Raw genomic sequence first — 15,134 nt, forward strand, 5'->3', positions numbered from 1 at the left:
TCATGAGTGTGCTCGATTGGTCAGTGATAGTCGGCGGTGTTGTGTTGACCGCGTTGCTGGTGTGGTACTTCTTCGGCCCGAAGCAGTCGCGCCGCGCCGAAGTCGCCGGCGGCGTGCAGGAAGTGACGGTCACCGTCAGGGGCGGCTACAGCCCCGACCTCATCGAGGTTCAAGCCGGGATGCCGGTGCGGTTGCTGTTCGACCGGCAAGAAGGCGGGGACTGCTCCTCCCGGGTGATGTTCCCCGAGTTCAAAATCAACCAGGGCCTGCCGGCCAACACTGTCACCGCGGTGGAGTTCACCCCCACCTCCGCCGGGGAGTACGGCTTCGCCTGCGGGATGAACATGCTCCAGGGCAGGGTGCGGGTCGTGGGCGAGCCGGGCCACGAGTCCGCTGGCGGGCGCGCGGCAGTTGCGGTGGCCGAACGGCTCGGCCATGACCACGGCGGGGTGGCCCCGCGCATCCAGGACCACCACGGCACTCCGAGCGGCGAGGTCGGGCACGGGGAGCTGGTGGATGGTGTGCAGGTCGCCGAGGTCAGGATCCGTGGCGGCTACCACCCCCAGGTGCTTCGACTGGCGCCCGGTGTGCCGGCACAGTTGGTCCTGGTCAGGCAGGAGAGTGGGGCGTGCTCTGAGCGATTCACCATCCCGGCACTCGACGTGGACGTCGCCGTCCCCGCCTTTGGCAGCACTGTCCTGGACGTTCCCGCCCTTGCCGAAGGGCGGTATGAGTTCACCTGCGGGATGGGGATGCTGCACGGTGCCCTCGAGATCGGTGACCCACCCGGCACAGACACCGGCACCGGCACCGGTTCCACCGGTGCCGAATCCCCGGCCCCGGTGGCGGTTTCACCGCCGGTAGCACCGGAGGAGGACGCTGAGGAGCAGGAGAGAGCCGCAGAGATCACCGACCTGCGCCGGCGGGTGCTGCTGGGGGCCGTGTTGAGCCTGCCGGTCGTGCTGGCGGTGATGGCGGTGGAGTTCTTCGCCGCAGCGTGGGTCCCGGACTTCTTGATGAACAATTGGGTGCAGTTGGCACTGATCACCCCGGTGATGTTCTACACCGGCTGGCCCATCCACAAGACCGGGTGGCTAGCCCTGTCCCACCGCACCGCGGAGATGAACTCCCTGATCACCCTCGGCACGATCGCCGCCTACGGCTACAGCCTGGTGGTCACGTTCGCCCCGGGGCTGCTGCCCGTGGAGACCCGGGAGGTCTATTACGAGGCGGTCGGGGTCATCATCACCCTGATCTTGCTGGGCCGGCTATTGGAGACCAAGGCCAAGGCCGGCACCGGGGAAGCGATCCGGACTTTGATCGGTCTGCAGCCGCGCACCGCCCGGGTGGTGCGCGCCGGGCAGGAGCTGGAGATCCCTATCGATGAGGTCGTGGCCGGTGACGTGGTCGTGGTCCGTCCCGGGGAGAAGCTGCCGGTGGACGGGCAGGTGGTGGAGGGCACGTCCACGGTGGATGAGTCGATGGTCACTGGGGAGCCTATCCCGGTGACGAAGTCCTCCGGTGATGAGGTCATCGGCGCCACCATCAACCAGACCGGTTCTTTCCGGTACGCCGCTACCAAGGTCGGTGCGGACACGATGCTGGCCCAGATCATCAACCTGGTGCGCCAGGCGCAGGGGTCCAAGGCCCCGATCCAGCGCCTGGTGGACAAGGTCTCCAGCTACTTCGTGCCCGCGGTGATCCTCATCGCGATCTGGGCGTTCGTGGTCTGGACCCTCGTGGGCCCCTCACCGGCACTCATCTTCGCCCTGGTCGCCGCGGTCTCCGTGCTCATCATCGCCTGCCCCTGCGCGCTGGGGCTGGCCACACCGCTGTCCATCACCGTGGGCACCGGCAAGGGAGCTACCGCCGGCATCCTCATCCGGTCGGCCGAGGCGCTGGAGACTGCGCACAGACTCGACACGGTGGTGCTGGACAAGACCGGCACGATCACCAAGGGCGCCCCGGCCCTGACCGACGTGCTGCCCGGCGAGGGCTTCACCGACATCGAGTTGCTCACCCTGGTCGCGGCGGTGGAACGCTCCTCCGAGCACCCGCTGGCCAGCGCCATCGTCGCCGGTGCCCAAGACCGCGGCGTGCGGCTTCCCGAGGTGGCCTCGTTCGACTCGGTCACCGGGCAGCGTGCGTGCGTGCCTTGGTCGAGGGCCGGGAGGTCCTCGTTGGTAACCGGCGCCTGCTGGGCAGTGTCGGGGTGCAGCCGCAGACTGACGCCGCGGACCGTTTGGCCGCGGACGGCAAGACCCCGATGTTCGCCGTCGTCGACGGGCGTTTCGCTGGGGTGATCGGCGTGGCCGACACGCTCAAGGACGGGTCGGTGGCCGCCATCGCCGCCTTGCAGAAGCGTGGCATCGACGTGGTGATGATGACCGGGGACAACCGTGCCACGGCTGCGGCCATTGCCCGCCAGGTTGGCATCACCCGGGTGGTGGCCGAGGTCATGCCCGAGCATAAGGCCGCCGAGGTCAAGCGCCTGCAGGGCGAGGGCCGGGTGGTGGGCATGGTCGGTGACGGCATCAACGACGCCCCGGCCCTGGCTCAAGCTGACGTCGGCTCGGCGATCGGCACCGGCACCGACGTGGCGATCGAGTCCTCCGACATCACCTTGATCTCCGGGGCACTGTCCGGAGTGGTCACCGCGGTGGACCTATCTCGGGCCACGATGCGTAACATCCGGCAGAACCTGGTCTTCGCGTGGATGTATAACGCGATGGGGATCCCGATCGCCGCTGGGGTGCTCTACCCCGCCCTGGGCCTGATGCTCAGCCCGATGATCGCTGCGGCCGCGATGGCACTGTCCTCCCTGTCCGTGGTGGCCAACGCCAACCGCCTGCGCGCTTTCACCCCTTCGACTGTCCCCGAGGTCACCAACATCCCCGCCTCCGACCCGGTGGTGGAGGTTGGGCTCGACGACGAACAAGGAACGCAGAACACCATGTCCAACAACTCTGCACAGGTCACCGACCCGGTGTGCGCGATGAGCATCGACCCAGCATCCGCCGCCGACAGCGCCGAGCACGAGGACAACACCTACTACTTCTGCTCCATCCACTGCGCGCAGACATTCCGGGCAGACCCGGCCAGATACGCCACCTCGCTGGCTCCCTAACCCACACACCCCGCGGGCGCCGGCATCACGCCGGTGCCCACGAAGATCCCGGGAGGCGATCACGATGACCACCGACCAGCACACACGGGCCCTGCTGCTCCGGCTGCGCCGGATCGAAGGCCAGGTCCGCGGCATCGCCCGCATGGTCGAGGACGACAAGTACTGCATCGACATCCTCACTCAGGTTTCGGCCGCTTCCCGGGCGCTGCAGAGCGTGGCATTGGTGCTGCTTGAGGGGCACATGGCCCACTGCCTGCTTGACGCCGCACAAGTTGACGAACTCCAGCAGGAAGCCAGGCTCAAGGAGGCCTCCGATGCCATCGCCCGCCTGGTCCGCAGTTGAGGGAGGGGGAAGTTCGTGGCCATCGACTATGACGCCCCACGCCCCCGCGAGGAGGATGGGCCCGACACGATGCCCCTGACCGCGCTGACCCGGGCAGCGCCGGCGCACCAGGAGGAGGCCGACGAGGCCGAGTTAGCCGAGCAGTATGAGTTGCCCGGCGCGGACCTGTCAGGTGAGGAGCTGGCCGTGGCGGTGGTGCCCCCACAGAAGGACGAGTTCCTCTGCACCCGGTGCTTCCTCGTCCACCACCACAGCCAACTGGCCCACCACGACGCTGGCCTGCCGGTGTGCGCCGAATGCGCGTCCTGACCGCGGGGCCATCGAAGGCATGATGACAAGAACGAAACGAAGGAGAGTTGAGATGAACGTTCAGGTAGCCATCAACGGTTACGGCGTGATCGGTAAACGAGTGGCCGACGCGGTGCGGGCCATGCCCGACATGGACCTGGTGGGGGTGGCGGACGTGGCCACCGACTGGCGAGTGCGTACCGCGACCGAGCGGGGCATCCCCGTCTTTGCCGCCACCGAACAGGCCGGTGCAGCCATGGCCCAGGCCGGGGTGCCGATGGCCGGCACCCTGGATGAACTGCTGGCCCAGGTCGATGTCGTGGTAGACACCACTCCCAAGAAGGTCGCCGCCACCAACGCCGAGGTCTACCGCGCTGCCGGGGTCAAGGCCGTGTTCCAAGGCGGGGAGTCCCACGCCACCACCGGGCACTCCTTCGTCGCCCAGGCAAACTACGACACAGCACTAGGCCTGCAGGCCACCCGGGTGGTCTCCTGCAACACCACCAGTATCGTGCGCGTGCTCGGCGCGCTGCAGGATGCGGGCCTGCTCGCCCGTGCGCGTGGGGTGCTGATCAGGCGGTCCACCGACCCCAGCCAGTCCCACCAGCGCGGCATCATGAACACCGTGGTCCCCGAGGACTCCATCCCCTCCCACCAGGGTCCCGACGCCCGCACAGTCCTGCCGAAGTTGGACGTGGTCACCATGGCCGCCAAGGCGGCCCACACCCAGACTCACAACCACTTCTGGACGCTGCAGTTGACCCGCCCGGCCAGCCGGGAGGAAGTCCTGGTCGTCCTGCGGGGCGCACCCAGGATCGCGTTCATCCGCATGGCCGACGGCCTAACCGCCTTGAATACCACCGTCGAACTCATGGGCGACCTAGGCCGGCCCCGCGGTGATATGTGGGAGGTTGCAGTCTGGGAGGACGTCCTGACCGTCGAGGGCGACGAGGCCTACCTGACCTACCAGGTCAACAACGAGGCCATCGTCACCCCCGAGACCATAGACGCGATCCGGGCCCTGACACAGACCGCCACCGACGGTGCAACGTCGATCGCACTGACCGATGAAGTCCTCGGGATGCGCCGCGAGTTCCTCCCCAGCCCTGTCCCCGTGACCGACTGACACCAGCCGGTGCTCGGCGCCCAGCACATCACGGCCGTGTGGCCGAGAAGGAGGCGATCATGACCACCACTGGTTCCACGGTCATCGTCACGATCAATGCTCTGCTGCTCAAACGGCTCCGGCTGCCCGCCCAACAAGCCCCGGACGCACCCCAGCGCGCCGTCCGGGAGCCGAAGCCCACCGCACCGGTGCCGGCCGGCACCCGCTGACCGGGGTCGACGTGGAAGTACATTCTGGCACCACCGCTTCGGCCGCTTCGGTAGCCGAAGCGGTGCCGCAGCGGCCGCGGCCGTTGCGGATGCTGTGGATCACCGCAGCCTGGGGGGCGTGCTTCGTGGTGATCGAGTGGGGCCTGCGCGACGCCCCGCTGCTGTGGTACGCCGCACTGCGTGCCCTGGTCGCCGGCGCCGCACTGGTGGCCCTGGGAGCCATCCAGCGCCGTCCGACCCCCCGCAGCGCACGTGCCTGGGGGCTGATCACGGTCCTCGGGCTGGTCAACGTCACGCTCGCCTTCTCAACCATGTTCGCCGGGGTTGCCGGTGGTGCGACCGGCACCGCCGCGGTGCTGGCCAACGCCCAGCCGCTGATGATCCTCCTGCCCGCCTGGTGGCTCTACGGGGAGAAACTCTCCCCCCGGACCACGTCCGCCCTGGTCGTCGGCTTCGCCGGGCTCGTCCTGGTCGCGCTGCCCGGCGGCGGGGGTAGCGGCGCCGCCCTGTCGCTGCTCTCGGCAGTGGCCGTGACCGCCGGCACCCTACTCTCCCGCCGTCTGGTCGGACTGGACCTGGTCACGGCCACCGGCTGGCACCTCCTCATCGGTGGGGTGGCCCTTGCCGGCCTCGCCGCGGCCGTGGAGGGTGCTCCGGTGATCAACTGGACCCCCCGCTTTGTTGTGTCGCTGGCGTTCCTGGCGCTGGTGGGCACCGCGGCGACCACGGTGGCGTGGTTCGGCGAGGCCCGCCGCAGCCGACTGGACACCCTGACCACCTGGACTTTCCTGACCCCCGTCCTCGGCATCGCCCTGGCCGCCGTCCTGCTGGGCGAACGCCCGGGCGGGTGGACCGCTGCCGGGCTCCTCGCCGTGCTGGCAGCCATGTGGATTACCCTGCGGCCACCACGCCGCACCACGACTCCCGCGCAGACCACCGGCCCGCCAGAAGTGGGCTTCGTCCCAGACCCGCGCCCGGGCATATCCGACAGCCGCCAGATGGCCACCGCACCGGACTTACCAACCGAAGGAGAAACGTGACGCACCCGACGACCCACCCGAGCCCGTCACCGGCGGCACCGGCCCCCACCGGGGCGGTCCCCCCGCAGGAGGCGGTGATCTTCGAACTAGACGGGGTAGTGACTGACACCGCCACCGAGCACGGAACCAAGGCTTTCCCCGGTGCCGTGGACCTGCTCAACCGGCTGCGGGCCGGTGGGGTGCCGGTCGCGTTAGTCACCGCCAGCCGCAACACCAGCGCGCTGCTGGAGGCCGCTGGCCTGGCGGGGGTCTTCGACGTGATCGTGGACGGGGACCGTGCTGCCGAGTTGGGCCTGCCCGGCAAACCCGACCCGGCGATGTTCCTCACAGCAGCCGCTGAGCTGGGCGTGAACCCGGCCCAGGTCGCCGTTGTGGAGGACGCTGTCGCCGGTGTCCAGGCGGCCCGCGCCGGCGGGTTCAGCCTGGTCGCGGGCATAGCCCGGGCTGGGCAGCGGGCCGAGCTGGAGGCCGCCGGGGCCCACCTGGTGGTCGAGGACGTCGCCCAACTCGACCTGGGTGCGTTACGCGCCGACCCCTGGACGCTCGTATACGAAGGTTTCGACCCCGCCCACGAGGGCCACCGCGAGGCACTGACCACCTTGGGTAACGGCTATCTCGGCACCCGGGGCGCGGCCCCGGAGCGTGCCGCTGACGGGGTGCACTATCCCGGCACCTACCTTGCCGGTGTCTACAACCGGCTCGTCTCCTCGGTCCATGGTCGCCAGATGGAGGACGAGCATCTGGTCAACGCCCCCAACTGGCTGATCCTCGACCTCGGCCCACAGGGCGCGCAGTCGTGGTGGTCCACCGGCGGCCTCACCGTGTCCGGGGAGAGGCGTGAGTTGGACCTGCGCCGCGGTGTGCTCACCCGGACCGCCGTGCTCACCGACCCGGGCGGGGGCGGCGGCTGCGGCTGCGGCAGCGGCGCCTGGTCTCTATGACCCGGCCGCACCTGACGGCCCTGGAGACGACCATGGTCCCCGACGGCTGGAGCGGGATACTGAAGGTGCGCCGGCATCGACGCTGGTGTCCGCAACGGCAACGTCGCCGAGTACACCGCGTTGGCCGACTGTCATTTGCGCACCACCGGCGCCGAGAAGGCCGGGCCGGGCACCCTTCTGGTGGAGGTGGAGACCGTCCAGAGCCAGGTCCGCATCGCCACGGCGGCCCGTACCACCGTCAACGGGGGCATCCCGGACGCAGACTTCGAGCGCGACCACGAACTGCACTCCCTGGTGCTCAAAGTGCCGGTCACAGACGGTGAACCGGTCACCATCGACAAGGTTGCCGCCGTGTACACGTCCAAAGACCCGGCGATCGCCTCGCCCCGGCTGGCGGCCCTGGGCGAGTTGACTGCCGCCCCGCAAGGGTTCGACGGGCTCCTCAACGAACACGTGGCGGCGTGGCAGCGGCTTTGGGACCGCTACGGGATAGAACTGGAGGCCGACACCCAGACCCGGCTGGTGCTCAACCTGCACGTCTTCCACCTGCTCCAGACCCTGTCCACGCACACCGCCGACTTGGACGCCGGCGTGCCGGCCCGCGGCCTGCACGGAGAGGGCTACCGCGGGCACGTGTTCTGGGACGAACTGTTCATCCTGCCGGTGCTCACCACACACCTGCCACAGGTCAGTCGCGGACTGCTGGACTACCGGTGGCGTCGCCTAGACGCCGCCCGTCGCGCCGCAGCGCAGGCGGAACTCCCCGGTGCGATGTTCCCCTGGCAGTCCGGCAGCGACGGGCGGGAGGAAACCCCCGTCATGCTGTTCAACACCCGCTCCGGACGGTGGATGCCGGACAACTCCCACCGCCAGCGCCACGTTGGCCTCGCTATCGCCTACAACGCCTGGGAGTACTACCAGGCCACCGGCGACCTCACCTGGCTCGCCCGTCGCGGCGCGGACCTGATCATCGAGGTCGCACGGCTGTTCACCGCCCTGGCTACGCACGACCCCAGCACCGACCGCTTCCACATCAGGGGTGTGATGGGACCCGATGAGTATCACGACGGCTACCCCGACGCGCCCGGCGAAGGCCTGACCGACAACGCCTACACCAACGTCCTGGCGGCGTGGGTATGCCAGCGGGCACTGGACGTCCTCCAGACCGTGGCCGGCCACGAGTGCGACGACCTACACGCCCGTCTCGACATCGCCCCAGAAGAGCCCACCACCTGGGAGCACCTCAGCCGGCGCCTGGCCGTGCCGTTCCTGCCCGATGGCCTCATCGCCCAGTTCGCCGGCTATGAAGCCCTCGCCGAGTTGGACTGGGACCACTATCGGCGCACCTACGGCAACATCGGGCGCCTGGACCTGATCTTGGAGTCCGAAGGGGATGCGACTAACCGGTACAAACTGGCCAAACAGGCAGACGTCCTCATGCTCATCTACCTCCTGGGACCCGACGGGCTGCTGAACATGCTCCACCGCCTCGGCTACCCCACCACCCGCCAGGTACTGGCCCGGACCGTGGAATACTACCTCGCGCGCACCGCGCACGGCTCCACCCTCAGCCGAGTCGTGCACGCCTCGGTCCTGGCCCGCCTAGACCCTGCCCGCGGGTGGGCCACCTTCCGTGAGGCCCTTGCCGCGGACCTGGACGACACCCAGGGCGGCACCACCCAAGAGGGCATCCACCTGGGCGCCATGGCCGGCACCATCGACATCCTCATCCGGTCCTTCGCGGGCCTTCACACCCAGGGCCCAACCGTTGTCCTGGACCCCGCACTACCGGCCGGACTGCCCGCCATGCGCTTCCGTATCCAGCACCGCGGCCAACGCCTCCACATCATCCTCGACGAGAACACCCTGACCGTCACCGCCGAGCCGTGCGCGGCCAACCCACACATCCGACTGCGAGTCGGGGAGCACGAAAGCGCCCTACCAGCCGGCACCACCCAGCGCTTCTCTGGGATCCCGGGCGCCGCGGTGACTCGGTTGTCCGGCCTATCTGAATAACTCTGGCGTTGTCTGGCCGGGGTGTGGACAGTCTCGAACGCCAGCGACACCAACACCGAGCCACGTGGCGCCACCGCCGCGCGATCACTCATGTCCCCTGAGCGGTCAGCGTGCGCGGCGCTCGAGCATCCACCCGTGCGGACCCGTGAGACGCTCAGCCTCCTGCGGCCCCCACGAGCCGAGCGCGTAAGGCAACGGGGGCGGGCGCTGGGGGCCCTGCACCGGCGCGAAGGCGGTGAAGGCCGCCCGCAGGCAATGGGAGGTGGTGAACAGCGAACGGTCCCCGACAAGAACATCGTGGAGCAAGGAGGCATAGGCGGAGATCGGCTCCCCGCCCGGCACCTCAGCCAAGTCAAGTTCGGTGTGCGCGAAACTCAACGCCCGACCCGGTCCGGGGGTGCTGACAGTCACACCGACAGCAAAGGCCCCGGGGCCACTGAAGTCGATCTCGATCGTGTTGCGCCCAGTGACGGCCGCGCCCAAAAGGACCCTGGGGCGGACGCATGATCAAGGTGATTCGCTGGGCCTTGCGAGCCATGCGCTTGCCGGTGCGCAGCACGAACGGGACGCCCCGCCACCGGTCGGTGTCGATCCACAGCCGGGCAGCGACAAACGTGTCCTGCCCGGAACCAGCCGCCACCCCGGCTATATCGGTATAGCCCTCGAACTGCCCCAGCACGACGTCCCTGACCGGATCCAGTGGCCGGAACGCCCCGATGACCGCATCCCGTGCGGCCACAACCGACTCCGGGTCCTGCACGTCCGCCGGCGGATCCATCGCCACCTGGCTGGCCACGTGGAACAGATGGGTGACCAGCATGTCCAGCGCCGCGCCGGTAGCGTCGTAGAACCCAGCCCGCTGGGCGACGTCGAGGTCCTCGGGCACGTCGATCTGTACCTGCTCAATCCCGTGGGCATCCCATTGCGAGCCGAACAGCCGGTTCGCAAAGCGCAACGCGTAGATGGCCTGCACCGCCTGCTTGCCGAGGAAATGGTCAATGCGGAAGACCTGCTCCTCGGTGAGCACCTTCTTCACCAGCGCGTCCAACGACTCAAAGTCTGCCAGCGACCTGCCGTAGGGTTTCTCGAAGACCACCCGGGCGCCCACCGCCAAGCCATGACGTCCCAGCCCCCGAGTAATCACCGGATACGCCGCCGGTGGCACGGCCAGAAAGTGCACGACCAACGGCTCACCGCCGCCCTCGGCCGCTAACTCACGCCGCGCGCGAACGAGAACCTCAGGCAGTGCACCGGGGTCGTCATCGGTGAACCCCCCGCCCGCGTAGCCGACCCGCAGGCATACCTGGTCCCAGTCCTCGGGCAGACCCAACTCGCTGCCCAGCAGGGAATCCCTCAGCCGGGCACGGAAGGCCTCCTCATCCAACCGGTCTGTGGAACAGCCGATCAAGCGCCACCTCTGGGGCAGCAATCCGCGCTCGTGCAACTCCACCAGGGCCGGCATCACCATGCGGTGAGCCAGGTCACCAGTGGCACCGAACAACACCACGATCACAGACTGAGTGGTTCCGGTCGCACTCCCGGGCGGTGATAACGATTCCAACTTAGACCTCCGTCAAAGATACCGGCGGAACGCTCAGGTTGCCGTGGTGTAGGCCTGCGGGTCGGCGTCGAATTCGGCGCAGCGCCCGCAGCAGACGCAGTAGCGCTCGCCCTCGAAGTCACAGCAGCACCTTTGCGGACCTCGGCTCATCCCCAAGCACCCTCACCGCAGGAGGATCCTCGACCGGGCACAGTCTGAACCCGGGCGAGGGTAACTGGTTCGAATGCAGTCAGATCAAGGGGAGTTCAGCGATGAACTCGTTGAAGTGGCTGTACCAGATGGTGTGTGCCGCACCGGCAATTCCTCGGACCACAACACCTGAGCGTTCAAGGCTGGCAACGGTCTCGTCGGGAACGTACAGACTAGGCTCCGGGCGGATGACGACGGCCCCAGCGGGCAAGGGCCAGGAGCCACCGGCGGCCGCAGAGACGGCGGCCGCAGTCGCTGGGTCAAAGAGTGCAGCGGCTTCGGCCTCAGTGCGGGCGTCGGCCTCGCTGTAGTAGGGGCGGGTGGCCCGCAGCCAGTCAAACGTGCGCACTCTCGCCTCTTGCGCGTAGCCGGCGTGTGCCTCGTCGCGGTCGCGGCCGCCACGAGCCGAGGTCGGGGCATCCACGATCACCGCGTTCTCGGGCCGGAGCTGTTCAAGGGCGGCTGCGAGAATCGTTCCCCCGTACGAATGGCCGATGGCCAACGTCGGCGCCACTGCTGAATGGTGGCGAGACGTCTCGATCACGGCGGCGACTGCGCCGTCAATAGTGAGGTTGGGGTCCCGAGGGGATCGGCCGTGGCCCGGCAGGTCGAACGCCAGGACGCGATAGCCTCGAGCCGCGAGCACCGGACCGACGCGATTCCAACTGCCCGATGACCCCATCATCCCGTGCAGCAGGATCGCTAGGCGCGCTCCGTGGCCCCATTGACGAGCATGCAGCTCCATGGGGACCACCCTCCCATGACGTGGCGATGCCGAGCGGGGTAGCCAACGGCCGACTGCACGGAGAAGGTAACGACTCTCGGTTGAATTGCCCGCGCCCGCTTGAGGATCCTCCGCCGGACGACACCAGCGCCGCCGTCGAGGAAACGTCCTCACCGCGCCGGAGAGTGAGCAAGGTCGTGGACGTTGGAAGCATGGCTGGGCGTCGTTACGCAAGCCATCATGCGACTGTGGACGTGACTATGAGGGGCGCTGTCGAACTTCCGCGCGCGGTGCTCGTCGCAGGCGACTGCGTCGGACGGGTCCTTCTTGACCTGAGGATCGGTGGAACTGATGTCGAACTGTCATTCCCGACCTTGCCTCGCGAGATATCAAGTACCGGCGTCGACCGCCTGGGGCCCCCTGCGGGAATGGACGACCTGTCTGCAACTCTGGGCGAGCATGGTTGGGGCTACATGGGCTTCGGTGCCACGGCACCCGACTATCCTCCTCCCCTCGCGTCGTGGATGCGCGCGATCGGGATCCGTGCGTCATGGCGCGGAGCCGAGGGCGACGGTACGGAGGAGGCAGAGCACGCGGCTTTATTCGGAGCTGATTTCGACACCTGGTTCGCTCTGTTTGGTCGATGGTTGGAGTTGTGGAGCAGCCAGCGGATCGTGATGGCCGAGGAGCGCGCGTCGGGAACTAGAGGTCAGATGCAGCTCTCAGCTGATTCCCGTCCCGCTATCCGCACCGGCTGGTCCCCTCCGTTCCCACGTGTGACCTTCCACGGGTCTCAGGAAGCGATCCACTACGCAACTGCATCTGCCGCCGCGGCCAACGCATCAGAGGGGATCGAACTTCCGCTCGAGTGGGAACTGTGGCTGCGTGCGAGGTGGACAGATTTCCGCCGCTCTCTGATCGACGCGACAACGGCGGCCGAAACCGGGCTCGCCGCAGCCGTTCGCAGACTCTTGGGCGACGTCGGAGACGCCGCTTCCGAAACGATCATTCAGTCTGCGAATGGGCTCGTAGGCCTGGTAAAGCTACTTGAGTCTCTCCAGCCGGTTGCGAAGAGCCGGATCCCCCGCATCGCGGACCGTCTGGCGGGGCCGCGTAACCGTGCGGTGCACCGAGGTGCCGCTCCGGAACGCGGAGAACTAGAGGCGGCAATCCGCGAGTCGGAAGCCCTTCTTGACTTCTACTCCCCGCGACCGAACCTTCCCGGCGCCTCATAAGCCGATCCTCAAACGGCTGCACCCCGGCAAGCGGAGCGGCTTGCAACGTGGCGATCAGAGATCGTCATTGAGGTCGAGCAAAATCTCGCCGTCCTCCGCGTCACTCTCGGCGACGGCATCAGTCGTAAACGACTCCACCGTTGCGGTGTAGTAGCCGCCGCCCCGTGACACCCGCGTCTCGAAGTAGAACATGCAAGCATCGCCGGTGCTGGAGAGCCTCTGCTCCATCTGGGCAGTTCCCACAATTGATCCGGAGGCGTCCAAAATCTGCACCTGGGGTTCGTCCATCAGATCGGTGACTCGGTCGTGCAGGCTCTGCTGGGGGATCAACGGGAGGCAGTCCCCATCATCAGTCACGAGGGACACGTCCGGTGTGAGTACCAGGCCACCGCGCACAGTGAGCTGCGCTTCGGCCTCGGCACGCGCGCTGGCCTGCTCCTCGGCCAGCCGGTCGAGGATGCCTTCTTCGTATTCCGCCGTCTCGCCATCGGTGGCCGCCTGCTCAGTGGTCGGCGCCTCCTCCGGTGCCTCGTCAACCTGCGACGAGCACCCAGCGGACACGACGAGGGCCGCTGCCCCAAGTACGCCCAGAAGGCGATGCCGCGTCATGCACCTGAGTTTCGCACAGTACGCATCAGGTGACGAGGACTCGCCGGTTTTGCTCGCTGTACACAGTTCCGCAGATGAACAATTTGCGAGTCCGTCCGCACCGCTCGTAGTCCCCCTCGAAGCCGAGGTCAGTTACGTTCCGCAGGGGATTGCCTTGCGGCGTCATCCTGGCTTTGCATAGAGGGCCGCGGTCGGGCAGAGGTCGTTGGGAGAGAGGCTCGATAGGTCAGTGTGCTGTGGTGCTGTATGGTCAGCGCATGCTGACTACTACTTCGCGGCTGGACGTGATGAACCGGTTGGGCCGGGCGATGGCCGACCCGACCCGCTCCCGCATCCTCATGACGCTCCTCGAGGGCCCTGGCTACCCGGCGGTGCTCGCCCGGGATCTGGGCCTGACCCGGTCGAACGTGTCGAACCACCTGACCTGCCTGCGGGACTGCGGCATTGTCGTGGCCGAGCCCGAGGGGCGCCAGACGCGGTACGAGATCGCCGACCCGCACCTGGCCGCGGCGATGACCGCGCTGGTCGAGGTGACGTTGGCCGTCGATGAGAACGCCCCGTGCGTGGATGCCGCCTGCACGGTGCCCGGCTGCTGCCCGAGCGGGACCGTGGCATGAGCGCGACCACCCACGCGCCCGTCGAGGAGCTCGAAAGCGACGACGGCCTGCGCGCCGCACGCGCGCGCTCACCAGCCCGCGCTCGGACGCTGACCCACGGACAACGCGCCCCCCTGACCCACCGCCGCCAGTCCGGCGCGCCCTGAAAGGCACCCGATGGAACTGCTCACCCCGATCCTGCAGGCGATCGGCCTGTTCGTGGCCACGAACATCGACGACATCATCATCCTGTCCCTCTTCTACGCCCGCGGCGCCGGCCAGCGGGGCACCACCCGCAAAATCCTGCTCGGTCAGTACCTCGGCTTCGGAGGCATCCTGCTCGCCGCCGTGGTCGTCTCCCTCGGGGCTCGCTCCTTCCTGCCCGAGGACGCACTGCCCTACTTCGGTCTCATCCCCCTCGCCCTGGGCCTGTACGCGGCATGGCGAGCGTGGCGCAACCGCGATGACGATGACGACGACGAGGAGGCCAAGGTCGCCGACAAGCAGGTCGGAGTCCTGACCGTGGCCGCCGTGACGTTCGCCAACGGCGGGGACAACATCGGGGTCTACGTCCCCGTCTTCGCCACCGCGTCCACCACCGCGATCATCGCCTACTGCCTCGTCTTCCTCGCCCTGGTCAGCCTCCTCGTCCTCGCAGCGAAGTACGTCGCCACCCGGCGGCCCGTCGCCGAGGTCCTCGAACGCTGGGAGCACATCCTCTTCCCGCTGGTCCTCATCGGCCTCGGCATCGTCATCCTGCTCGAGGGCGGCGCCTTCGGCCTGTAGCACCGCGCGGGTGAGTCTGGTAGTCGGCCGCTCCGACGTCGTCAGGACCCCGGGGCGCCTCGGCACACGACCCGCGCCTCTTCTTGGGCGGGAGCAGGGGGAGGTCGGAGCTTCCATGAGCGTTGACCGTCCCGTAGGAGGAACGGTCACCGGGCACTTTCTACCCAGCCCGCCACTGGCGTGATTGCTGCCCTCAGCGGTGTGGACTTGATCAGTAAGTGGCGTGCTTCTGTGAGTTAGTAGGTGGCGTTAGCCGGTGACCAGGGTGCTGGTGGCGGCCTCGATCACTTTGTCAGTGATGAAGTGAGCTGGCTTCTCTTCAGGACGAGGACCATGCTGGCCCG

At 68.0% G+C, this 15,134-nt stretch carries 16 protein-coding genes; 12 read left to right on the forward strand and 4 right to left on the reverse strand.

From position 1 onward, the window contains the following. Positions 1-2 precede the first annotated feature (2 nt). From ACRRRO_RS19525 to ACRRRO_RS19565, 9 genes are all read left to right on the forward strand, one after another. Positions 3-2,303: a heavy metal translocating P-type ATPase gene (locus tag ACRRRO_RS19525; RefSeq protein ID WP_434080732.1), complete on the forward strand. Its 2,301-nt coding sequence runs from the start codon at positions 3-5 to the stop codon at positions 2,301-2,303. Beyond that, on the forward strand, positions 2,213-3,127 hold the full coding sequence (locus tag ACRRRO_RS19530) for an HAD-IC family P-type ATPase (protein ID WP_434080733.1): 915 nt from the start codon (positions 2,213-2,215) through the stop codon (positions 3,125-3,127). Before ACRRRO_RS19525 ends, ACRRRO_RS19530 begins: the two co-directional genes overlap by 91 nt. Before the next feature lie 64 nt (positions 3,128-3,191). After that, on the forward strand, positions 3,192-3,470 hold the full coding sequence (locus tag ACRRRO_RS19535) for a metal-sensitive transcriptional regulator (RefSeq protein WP_424789323.1): 279 nt from the start codon (positions 3,192-3,194) through the stop codon (positions 3,468-3,470). Positions 3,471-3,485: 15 nt separating this feature from the next. Next, the gene (locus ACRRRO_RS19540) at positions 3,486-3,779 is read left to right on the forward strand and encodes a DUF4193 domain-containing protein (protein WP_424797662.1); all 294 of its coding nucleotides are present in this window, start codon (positions 3,486-3,488) and stop codon (positions 3,777-3,779) included. Between the two features lie 52 nt (positions 3,780-3,831). Next, entirely contained in the window at positions 3,832-4,884 is a 1,053-nt protein-coding gene (locus ACRRRO_RS19545) for a type II glyceraldehyde-3-phosphate dehydrogenase (RefSeq protein ID WP_424797661.1), read from the forward strand. Between the two features lie 59 nt (positions 4,885-4,943). After that, on the forward strand, positions 4,944-5,093 hold the full coding sequence (locus ACRRRO_RS19550) for a hypothetical protein (protein ID WP_424789321.1): 150 nt from the start codon (positions 4,944-4,946) through the stop codon (positions 5,091-5,093). Positions 5,094-5,104: 11 nt separating this feature from the next. Next, entirely contained in the window at positions 5,105-6,133 is a 1,029-nt protein-coding gene (locus ACRRRO_RS19555) for a DMT family transporter (protein ID WP_424789320.1), read from the forward strand. After that, positions 6,130-7,074, forward strand: coding sequence for an HAD-IA family hydrolase (locus ACRRRO_RS19560; protein ID WP_434080734.1), 945 nt, complete (start codon positions 6,130-6,132; stop codon positions 7,072-7,074). The genes ACRRRO_RS19555 and ACRRRO_RS19560 overlap by 4 nt, the downstream gene beginning before the upstream one ends. Positions 7,075-7,149: 75 nt before the next feature. Next, positions 7,150-9,090, forward strand: a complete 1,941-nt coding sequence (locus ACRRRO_RS19565; protein ID WP_434081609.1) for a glycosyl hydrolase family 65 protein — start codon at positions 7,150-7,152, stop codon at positions 9,088-9,090. 105 nt (positions 9,091-9,195) lie between these two features. Here ACRRRO_RS19565 and ACRRRO_RS19570 read toward each other — a convergent pair whose 3' ends face one another. From ACRRRO_RS19570 to ACRRRO_RS19580, 3 genes are all read right to left on the reverse strand, one after another. After that, positions 9,196-9,501, reverse strand: a complete 306-nt coding sequence (locus ACRRRO_RS19570) for a hypothetical protein (protein ID WP_424797659.1) — start codon at positions 9,499-9,501, stop codon at positions 9,196-9,198. Beyond that, positions 9,443-10,597 carry a glucose-6-phosphate dehydrogenase gene (locus tag ACRRRO_RS19575; RefSeq protein ID WP_424797658.1) on the reverse strand — a complete coding sequence of 385 codons (1,155 nt, stop codon included), beginning with the start codon at positions 10,595-10,597 and terminating at the stop codon, positions 9,443-9,445. The genes ACRRRO_RS19570 and ACRRRO_RS19575 overlap by 59 nt, the downstream gene beginning before the upstream one ends. A 283-nt stretch (positions 10,598-10,880) precedes the next feature. Continuing rightward, the gene (locus ACRRRO_RS19580; RefSeq protein ID WP_424797657.1) at positions 10,881-11,585 is read right to left on the reverse strand and encodes an alpha/beta fold hydrolase; all 705 of its coding nucleotides are present in this window, start codon (positions 11,583-11,585) and stop codon (positions 10,881-10,883) included. A gap of 407 nt (positions 11,586-11,992) precedes the next feature. Here ACRRRO_RS19580 and ACRRRO_RS19585 point away from each other — a divergent pair, with 407 nt between their 5' ends. Continuing rightward, the gene (locus ACRRRO_RS19585) at positions 11,993-12,799 is read left to right on the forward strand and encodes a hypothetical protein (protein ID WP_424797656.1); all 807 of its coding nucleotides are present in this window, start codon (positions 11,993-11,995) and stop codon (positions 12,797-12,799) included. 54 nt (positions 12,800-12,853) lie between these two features. Here ACRRRO_RS19585 and ACRRRO_RS19590 read toward each other — a convergent pair whose 3' ends face one another. Then, the gene (locus ACRRRO_RS19590; RefSeq protein ID WP_424797655.1) at positions 12,854-13,408 is read right to left on the reverse strand and encodes a hypothetical protein; all 555 of its coding nucleotides are present in this window, start codon (positions 13,406-13,408) and stop codon (positions 12,854-12,856) included. Positions 13,409-13,665: 257 nt separating this feature from the next. Here ACRRRO_RS19590 and cmtR point away from each other — a divergent pair, with 257 nt between their 5' ends. Both cmtR and ACRRRO_RS19600 read left to right on the forward strand, forming a co-directional pair. Further along, positions 13,666-14,025 (forward strand): Cd(II)/Pb(II)-sensing metalloregulatory transcriptional regulator CmtR, encoded by a 360-nt coding sequence (gene cmtR / locus ACRRRO_RS19595; protein ID WP_424797654.1) that lies wholly within the window; start codon positions 13,666-13,668, stop codon positions 14,023-14,025. Positions 14,026-14,181: 156 nt separating this feature from the next. After that, complete coding sequence (locus ACRRRO_RS19600) at positions 14,182-14,790, forward strand: cadmium resistance transporter (RefSeq protein WP_110854002.1); 609 nt, start codon at positions 14,182-14,184, stop codon at positions 14,788-14,790. The last annotated feature ends 344 nt before the right edge of the window (positions 14,791-15,134 follow it).

Origin of the sequence: Sanguibacter sp. Z1732, from assembly GCF_051020515.1 — a bacterium.
GTDB lineage: Bacteria > Actinomycetota > Actinomycetes > Actinomycetales > Beutenbergiaceae > CALKWS01.

What these genes read in the sequence shown, in the direction of transcription:
- ACRRRO_RS19525 (WP_434080732.1), top strand. Translation starts at nt 3, where the DNA reads ATGAGTGTGCTCGATTGGTCAGTGATAGTCGGCGGTGTTGTGTTGACC.
- ACRRRO_RS19585 (WP_424797656.1), top strand. Translation starts at nt 11,993, where the DNA reads ATGGACGACCTGTCTGCAACTCTGGGCGAGCATGGTTGGGGCTACATG.
- ACRRRO_RS19580 (WP_424797657.1), bottom strand. Translation starts at nt 11,585, where the DNA reads ATGGAGCTGCATGCTCGTCAATGGGGCCACGGAGCGCGCCTAGCGATC.
- ACRRRO_RS19535 (WP_424789323.1), top strand. Translation starts at nt 3,192, where the DNA reads ATGACCACCGACCAGCACACACGGGCCCTGCTGCTCCGGCTGCGCCGG.
- cmtR (WP_424797654.1), top strand. Translation starts at nt 13,666, where the DNA reads ATGCTGACTACTACTTCGCGGCTGGACGTGATGAACCGGTTGGGCCGG.
- ACRRRO_RS19550 (WP_424789321.1), top strand. Translation starts at nt 4,944, where the DNA reads ATGACCACCACTGGTTCCACGGTCATCGTCACGATCAATGCTCTGCTG.
- ACRRRO_RS19600 (WP_110854002.1), top strand. Translation starts at nt 14,182, where the DNA reads ATGGAACTGCTCACCCCGATCCTGCAGGCGATCGGCCTGTTCGTGGCC.
- ACRRRO_RS19545 (WP_424797661.1), top strand. Translation starts at nt 3,832, where the DNA reads ATGAACGTTCAGGTAGCCATCAACGGTTACGGCGTGATCGGTAAACGA.
- ACRRRO_RS19590 (WP_424797655.1), bottom strand. Translation starts at nt 13,408, where the DNA reads ATGACGCGGCATCGCCTTCTGGGCGTACTTGGGGCAGCGGCCCTCGTC.